Source organism: Microcystis sp. M44BS1 (assembly GCF_020244875.1).
In the GTDB taxonomy this organism is placed as follows: Bacteria; Cyanobacteriota; Cyanobacteriia; order Cyanobacteriales; family Microcystaceae; genus Microcystis; species Microcystis panniformis.
In genome coordinates this window covers 22,285-29,770 of sequence record NZ_JADBVM010000095.1, presented here as the reverse complement: position 1 = coordinate 29,770, position 7,486 = coordinate 22,285, and the positions used below count along the sequence as shown (strand labels likewise).

Below are 7,486 nucleotides of genomic sequence, written 5' to 3'. Positions count from 1 at the left end.
TTTGTAGGTAGCAGTTTCTCTATCTCTGTCATCGCAGGTGACAAGAATATCAGGATAATAAAAGTGATTGCGTTTCTCTAATCTGACTTTCACATCGGCAAAATAAACCCGACAATCGGAACCCCGCAAATGATTACGAATAATTGTGTATATATTCCCCGAAACAATATTATGAGTATCAGTCGTCCCTGCCATGGCGTAAACTTGTCCATCGATATATTCATGTTTAATGGGACTTTTTTCTTCAAACTGAAGATATTCTTCTGGAGTGAGATTATTATATTTAGATAAAGCAATCATCGTTTTTTATGATAGTTACAACTATATTAACTACCTAAGCAAAATTAATTATACATCTCGCTAACCTTGTTGCACCCTTGTAAGAGTACCTATCTGAAAAAAGCAAATTAACTTTGCAGGACTAGATACCTGTTCAAATACTGTCTAGGAGAACCAGCAAAAAGAGCCTAGAATGGTTAATCTATATGCTATTACCCTTGTAACTCTCTATAACTACTGTTATGACAACCCTAATTGACTATTCAAATATTCAATCTTTACCCGAAGTTTGGTCAATAGTTGCCCAGCGTTTCCCCGATATTATCGCCCTGCACGATCCCCACAGTAAACCGGAAGTAATTATCACCTATCGGGAACTTTATCAACAAATTCAGCAATTTGCCGCCGCTTTGCAAGCATTAGGAGTCACAGAAACCGAAAATGTCGCTTTATTTGCCGATAATAGTCCCCGGTGGTTTATTGCCGACCAAGGTTCCATGGCAGCCGGGGCCGCCAATGCGGTACGATCTGCTCAAGCAGATGCAGAGGAATTAGCCTATATTCTGGCCGATAGTGACAGTCAGACGCTGATTGTGGAAAATAACAAAACTTTAGGGAAATTGCTGGCGAAAATCCCTGAATTGCCCCTAAAATTAATCGTGCTGCTCACCGACGAAGACCCCGCTACTGGGGCGATTTCCGTGCAGACCTTAAATTTCAAGCAACTAATGGCGATCGGGGCTGAGAACACCCTTAAACCCATCACCAAGAGCGAAAATGATCTGGCTACCCTCATCTACACTTCGGGAACGACGGGACAACCCAAAGGGGTGATGTTAAGTCATGGTAATCTGCTGCATCAGGTACGCAACTTAAATGCTATCTTTCAACCGGAGCCTGGCGATCGAGTTTTAAGTATACTACCTTCATGGCACTCCTACGAGCGCAGTTGTGAGTATTTCATTCTAGCTCAGGGTTGCACCCAGATTTATACCAGTATTCGCACTTTTAAGCAGGATTTAAAGCAATTTAGTCCGCAATTAATGGTGGGAGTTCCCCGTCTTTGGGAATCTCTTTACGAGGGTATCCAAAAACAATTTAGCGAACAATCGGCCACAAAACAGAAATTAGTGCGATTTTTGCTAGAAAAGTCGGAAAAGTACGTTATTGCTAAACGTATCGCTGATAATCTCAGTCTAGATCATCTTCATGCTTCCCCCGGAGAAAGACTAAAAGCAAGAATTCAATCCCTCTTACTCTATCCCCTCCATGCCATCGGTGATAAGCTAGTTTATGGCAAAATTCGCCAAGCAGTGGGAAATAAAGTTAAAATCTTGGTTAGTGGCGGTGGTTCCTTAGCCAGACATCTAGATACTTTCTATGAGATTGCCGGAATCCCGATTTTAGTTGGTTATGGACTAACAGAAACTTCTCCTGTGGCTACCGTCCGTCGTATCGATCATAACCTGCGCGGGTCTGCCGGTCGTCCCGTTTTTCAGACAGAAATCTGTATTGTCGATTTACACAGCAAAGAAGTCTTACCGACGGAAAAACACGGTTTAGTTTTGATTCGTGGTCCGCAGGTGATGCAGGGATACTATAAAAAACCCGAAGCAACCGAAAAAGCGATTTCTCCCGATGGTTGGTTTGATAGCGGTGATATTGGTTGGTTAACCGCTGCCGGAGATTTAGTCTTAACCGGACGGGCCAAAGATACAATTGTTTTGAGCAATGGTGAAAATATCGAACCGCAACCGATTGAAGATGCTTGTTTACGCAGTCCCTTTATCTCCCAAATCATGCTAGTGGGACAGGATCAAAAAGCTTTGGGGGCTTTGATCGTGCCTAATCTTGATATACTGGCCAATTGGGCGCAAGAACAGAAAATATCCTTAAATTTACCCGATTCTCACAGCGATCGCTCAACGATTCTTTCTAGCGATCTCTACAGCAAAAAAGTCTTAGCTCTCTACCAACAAGAATTAAAGCGCGAGGTGAGAAATCGGCCCGGTTATCGTGCCGATGACCAGATTAAAACCTTTGAGTTAATTTTAGAGCCTTTTTCCCAAGAAAACGGCATGATGACCCAAACTTTAAAGATTAAACGACCGGTAGTAACGCAACGCTATCGCGATATGATTAACGAGATGTTTGCCAAGTAAATATTTCTGGCAAATATTCCCTAACCCCTTGACAAAAAGACCTTTTTAGGATAAGCAAATCATGGATGACGCACAAACCAGTTTATTACTGAAGCGCCCGGTGACAATTAAAGTCATCGTGACTCCGCGCTGGAAAGAAGAAGCACAACAGCAATTACAAGCACAAATGGCTCAAATTGACGCACAAATTCAACAATTAGAAACCCAAGGCCAAAGAGCGATCGCCGAAATTCAGCGTCAGAGTCTGATCCCCTTACCCCCCGCGGCTGCCCAACAGATTGACAATATTCAAATCCAAGTCAATCAACAGAAAAGTGAGTTTCTCGAACAAAAAAACCAGTATCTGCAACAATTGCAACAGGTACAACTCTTGGAACTCAATCAAGAAGTCGCCCAAGCACAACTAGAAAGTTTTTTCCGGGTCGAAAAAGGCGATAACTTAGTAGCAAAAATGAATGTAGAACTCGTCCTTAGAGATGGCATCGTCGAAGAAATTCGCGGCGAAATTTAAAGCTAGGGTGAGCAGTTACGGGTCATTCTCAACTTAACCCTTAAAATCGGCAATAGCAAGGGGTATTCTCCCTTGCTCACCCAGAAAACCGCCCCTAGATCACATCACCCCTGACATGGCTTGATCAAGCCTGAAAAATATATTAAGATTCTTTATCGATCGCCAAGACAAACTCGCTTATATTGTCCTATAACTTCACCTCTCCATCGACTCACCCTTAATTAGATCCTATAAATATGGAATCTCTATGCTTTCTTTCTTACCCACTATTCTTTTAGCTCAGTCCGCCTCGGTTCTGCCCCAGATAGAGAGGAAATTAATCACCCAATATCAGGAAGTGCGTCAGTTGCCCGGTCAACTGAATGACGTTCTAGTTTTTAATAGCAATAGTCCCGAAGTGGTAGAAAAAGAGGGAATTCTCCTCTCCACTTTCCCCGGTAAAGGAAAACGCTTTCCCATAGCCCATCTCAATCATCCCCTACAAGGACGTTTTGACGTTTTCACCCACCACATCGCCCGTCAAACCGATCCCAATCGCAACCTACACCAGGGCCTGATCGTTACTAATCCCACCTCCAGAAACCTCGTTATCCGCATCCTGCAAGGAGTCAGTTACGTCACCTCCGCCGATGCCCCTTTTGTCGATTTACCCTCTCTGGTGGAAGATCCCAATGGCCGGGTTTTTTCCGGTCCCGGTTCCCGTTTAGCCAGCGATATCATGCGTCGTCGCCATGATACCCAATTTCCCACCCAGATCGTCATTCCCCCAGGCCAAAGTCGGATGCTCTTCGATCTGGTCATCCCCAGAAGTAGCGCCCGCTCGACTCTCCTGCGTCTCTACAGCGATGGACCGGTCTATATGGCCAATTTAGCCCTCTACGAAGTTCCCCAAAAAGTCAAAATCGAAGATCGGGAAATAGAAACCTTTCGTCCCCCTACCCTCGAGGAATGGCGCACCCTATTAGTTAGAGGTGATTTGGCCGCTCCTCGCGATTTTCCCCCCACTCCTCCCGATCAATGGTTCCCCGGAAGAAGAAATTTTTATGGTCGCGTGGCCGGAATTTCTGTCGGTTCGGAATGGGCAACCCGGATTGTCGATCCCAAAGGGGGAATTAATCTCACCATTCCTCAACCTGGTCAAGCTTTTGCCTATCCTTTAAGTACGGTGACAGCAGCTACTTTCGGAACCAGACAAATTCAAAGCGCTCCCATGTTAGTGCGTTATCCCGATACGGCTTTCAAAGCTCACGGTAACTACGGTGTTCACTACTATCTGACTTTACCTCTATATAACAACACTAGCAAAACCCAGGTGGTGGTTTTGAGTATTCAAACCCCAATTAAAGAAGATAATTATCTCGATCGCTTGCTATTTGTTGAACCCGTCCAGGGACCGGTATTTTTCCGGGGTGCAGTGCGCGTTACCTATCGTAACGCAATGGGACGCACCGAGGAACGTTTTTTCCATCTCGTTCAACGGGAAGGACAACAGGGAGAAGCTTTAGTGCAGGTGGAACTTCCCCCCGGCGCCCGACGCGACGTTAATCTCGATTTTCTCTATCCCCCCGATGCCACCCCCCCCCAAGTTTTGAGCGTTAAAACTTTGGAATAGATAGTTTTTCTCGAAAAGTTAACGGCTGATTGTCGGTAAAAATAAGTAAGATAAGTAGGTGGGTATTAAAAACTTTCAGATGCCCCCCTTATTAAGGGGGATCCCCCCGCCTTCGGCTTCCCCCCTTATCAAGGGGGGCTAGGGGGGATCGAACCTAAAATCCATTTTTAATTTAATTATAACCAGCTACTTACACTGATATTAATCTCTCTCTGGGAATTAGCCGATGAATATTAGCAAAACTTGCTTTATTTGCTGCTTATTATCTCAATTCTTGGGCGATGCAGCTGCGAGTTTAGCCGTGACTAAACTCGATTTTGATACCGGTCAACCCCTAACAAATCAAGTGGTTAGATCGGGGAAAATTAAGGTGCAAGTTAGCTATCACCCCATCGACCTAAACGAGAAAGTTGATGACAATTCTGATATTAATAATGTTTCTTATCAAATCTTTTATAACGAGCAACTTTATCAGCAAAATAGCGAGTATAGTGCCTTTGGCTCTGGCTATGTCGAATTAATAGATTTAGATAATAATGGCATCGATGAGATTATCGTCTCCACCTATAGCGGCGGCGCTCATTGCTGCACATCTTTGGTAATTTATACTTGGCAAAAAGATAAATTTATTAGAGAAGAAACGGGTTTTTTAGATGGTAGTGGTGGTTCCTTTGAAGATTTAGATGGAGATAATAATTATGAATTTGTCACCGTTGATAATGCTTTTTTGTATGCTTTTAGTTCCTACGCCGCCTCTTTTCCTCCCTCCAAAATTTATACTTTTCAACAGGGTAAATTAGCAGATGTCACCAGAAAATATCCCCAAGAATTAAGAAAAACTTTAGCAGCAATGTTGAAAGCCTTTCAGTTAGCTAAAAAAGAAAAAGCCGAAGTTAATGGCATTTTGGCCGGTTATGTGGCACAGAAAATTCTACTAGGAGAATACCAAGAAGCTTGGCAATTTCTTCTCGCTAATTACGATAAAAACTCCGATTGGGGTCTCGATATCCATGGCCAAAGTATAGCGATCGGAAAATATCCAGACTTTCCCACTGCCCTAAGAGCTTTTCTCCTGAAAAATGGCTACTTAACCCGAACTGGGGTTAAGTAGAAGCGATAAAATTCCATGTTCAAGGAGGATTTTTTCGGCTGATGGCAGTAAGCAATCAAACCAGAGAGGAGATTAAGGCAAAAATTAACAGGGCTACGGTGGCGGGAATGTTCAACGGAACGAGCGAGCGGCTGTTAATAGCCTTGAACTCAATCAACCACCACCACAACCACCACAACCGCCACAACCGCCGCCACCGCCATCACTGCCGCCACCACCGCCATCACTGCCGCCACCGCCATCACTGCCGCCACCACCGCCATCACTGCCGCCACTGCCGGCATCACTGCCGCTACCACTGCCGCTACCACTGCCGCTACTAGCAGCGGCTATGGGAGTCAGCATTTGATACAGGTCTGCTAAAGCCATATCCGCCATCAGAACTGTTGCTCCAAACAACGCCACCGCAAGTACCAGTTCAGAATCGCTGCTATTGGCTGTTTTTAAATGTTGTAAGCGATTTGTTAAATCATTAAAAATGATCTCTCCATAACGGCTGCGCTGACGCTGTGGTTTGACAAAAAACCTTGCTCCCAAAACTAGAAGCCCAAATATACAGATGAGAAGTAAACCAACTGGCTTATCGCGAGAAATTCCCACCGCCATTTTGCACAAGCCTATTCCTAGAAGAATAACCACAATCAATGATGGATAAATTTGCGCTTTCAATGCTTGGGCATCGCTCAGAAACAAACCAAGCTGTTCTAGGCGGGAACGAATGCTATCTTTCATTCCTTGAGACTTCTGGAAAACCTGTTTAATTGCCCCATCAGTGGCCAAAATATCTTGTGCAACCGCCTTTTCTACAGGATCGGCAATAGCATCGATCTTTCCTGTCACCACCAGTTTGCCTTCTTTTAATACCTCCACATAGCCTTGTTTTACCAAACTGGTGATTGCGGCCATAATCAGGCGATGATTGCCACCCGCCAAGAAAGCTATCTCGTAAGTATTTAAATCAGGTTGCTGCTTTGTATTAGTGCTAACTAGGCACAGGGAAAAACGTAGCCAGGCTGCCAAAGCGATTCCCATCACTACTAGGGAAATATAGAAGGTTAAAAATTCCGGACCTGTAAAATTCATTGGGTTAGGAATTTGGGAGATTATCTGACAGCCAGTTATCATCAGTGAAAGGAAGGCTAAAAAGGTAAAGATGCCTATTTTTCGCAGTTGTGGTTTGACGGAGACTGGGAAATTAGGTTTTGACAAAACCCAGCTTTGTTGAGTATTGATCCGGATAAAATGCAAATCTCGCCCGAATCGGTCTTTGGGTTTAGGCCAAATATCTATTGGAGGAATATGTCCAAAAAACTGTTCGTAACTTTCTAGCGTCTTGCTATACCAACTGCCAAATTTTAATTGCTCGGATGAACCCCCACGAGTCGGCTCGTGATGTAATGTGGTTTGCAAAATTTTGGGACAGAACTCTTGCCAGTACAATCGCGTATAGGTCAGATGTAAATGCCAAACTTGATCGATTTGGTCGGATGGCGTGACTGGATGTCCTGCTGCAACGGCTAGAAATATAAACTTTTTGTATTCCTCGATCACTCTCTGAGTATAGCCCAATGACCAGGCGTTATCTCTTGCTAATCGTTGGCTGAAAGATAATTGACTATCTGGCCGATCCAAGGCAAATGCCTGAATTCTTTTGTATAGCTCTGTCTGTTGAAAGTTCATCGTTCCTAATTGGCTATCCATAAACTGGGCCTCCCGAGAAAAACTGTTTCTAGTCGTTTATTTAGGCCGAAGAGGCTTAACTGTGCGTGCAGTTTAAATTTCTTTACAAAAAGCTGGATGCCAACTATCCC

Annotated in this window: 6 protein-coding genes; 4 read left to right on the top strand and 2 right to left on the bottom strand. The window is 44.1% G+C overall.

All coding sequences use genetic code 11. The features are described from left to right. A partial coding sequence (locus IM515_RS06800) for a Uma2 family endonuclease (RefSeq protein WP_287633355.1) occupies window positions 1-300 on the bottom strand: 300 nt, incomplete at its 3' end. A 221-nt stretch (window positions 301-521) separates the two neighbouring features. Between IM515_RS06800 and IM515_RS06795 the strand changes: the two genes are divergently transcribed. The 4 genes from IM515_RS06795 (at window position 522) to IM515_RS06780 (ending at window position 5,675) form a co-directional block, all read left to right on the top strand. Beyond that, window positions 522-2,441: a long-chain fatty acid--CoA ligase gene (locus IM515_RS06795; RefSeq protein ID WP_287630540.1), complete on the top strand. Its 1,920-nt coding sequence runs from the start codon at window positions 522-524 to the stop codon at window positions 2,439-2,441. Window positions 2,442-2,502: 61 nt separating this feature from the next. Next, on the top strand, window positions 2,503-2,952 hold the full coding sequence (locus IM515_RS06790) for a YlqD family protein (protein ID WP_002756613.1): 450 nt from the start codon (window positions 2,503-2,505) through the stop codon (window positions 2,950-2,952). A 247-nt stretch (window positions 2,953-3,199) separates the two neighbouring features. After that, on the top strand, window positions 3,200-4,564 hold the full coding sequence (locus IM515_RS06785) for a DUF3370 domain-containing protein (protein ID WP_287630542.1): 1,365 nt from the start codon (window positions 3,200-3,202) through the stop codon (window positions 4,562-4,564). A gap of 226 nt (window positions 4,565-4,790) precedes the next feature. Then, complete coding sequence (locus IM515_RS06780) at window positions 4,791-5,675, top strand: hypothetical protein (protein WP_287630544.1); 885 nt, start codon at window positions 4,791-4,793, stop codon at window positions 5,673-5,675. 153 nt (window positions 5,676-5,828) lie between these two features. On the opposite strand, the gene IM515_RS06770 is transcribed toward IM515_RS06780, so the two are convergent. Further along, window positions 5,829-7,376 (bottom strand): TIGR04222 domain-containing membrane protein, encoded by a 1,548-nt coding sequence (locus IM515_RS06770; RefSeq protein WP_287630545.1) that lies wholly within the window; start codon window positions 7,374-7,376, stop codon window positions 5,829-5,831. Window positions 7,377-7,486: the final 110 nt, after the last annotated feature.